The organism is Vibrio sp. 1078-1 (assembly GCF_033340475.1).
The window spans coordinates 1-639 of sequence record NZ_JAWOWM010000481.1 but is presented as its reverse complement, the minus strand read 5'-3'; the positions used below and the strand labels follow the sequence as shown (position 1 = coordinate 639).

Sequence of the window (639 nt, the reverse complement as noted above, 5' to 3'; positions counted from 1 at the left end):
TTTTCAAACTCCCTTCACCGAGGTAATCATCACGTTTGAATCGAGCCCAATGCCACCAGCGAGCCCCAAAGCCCCAAACTTTTTTCTCAAGTAAGCCAATTTCATCCAAATCAATCGCTGGCATAAACATTGAATAATTCAGCTCGTGCTTAACGGGCGTAAAACGACGATGCCTTACATTGCCTATAAATAACTGGCTGTGAGAAGGGATACTCATATTACGCAGCACCTTGTTCATAAAGTGTGTCGTTTTTCTCGTTATGTTTAGCGGCAATTCCTTTCACAACATCCAAAGCACTGCGCACGCCATCTTCATGGAATCCGTTGTACCAATAAGCGCCACAAAACCACGTATGTTGAGTTCCTTGTATTTCTTCTTTGCGTTGCTGGGCATCGATAGACTCCATCGTAAAGACAGGGTGATGGTAGGTGAACTGACGCAGAATCTTGTTCTCGTCGATATCTTCAGTACGGTTTAAGGTGACGCAGAATGTGTGTGAAGAGTCGATATGCTGCAAAATGTTCATGTTGTAAGTCAGGGACGGCAATCGTTGCTGCTCCTCTTCGCCTCCTTCCAGCCAATAGTTCCACGATGCCCATGCAGATTTTCGTTTCGGTAATACACTCGTGTCAGTGTGA

The 639-nt window shown here is 45.2% G+C and carries 1 protein-coding gene and 1 pseudogene; both read right to left on the bottom strand.

Annotation, left to right across the window (positions count from 1 at the left end; genetic code table 11):
• Positions 1–217 (bottom strand): DUF1365 family protein (locus tag R7190_RS28310; protein ID WP_318137982.1); only part of this gene is annotated, 217 nt, incomplete at its 3' end.
• Between the two features lies 1 nt (position 218).
• Positions 219–639 (bottom strand): annotated as a pseudogene (locus tag R7190_RS28305) (FAD-dependent oxidoreductase); the annotation flags it as partial.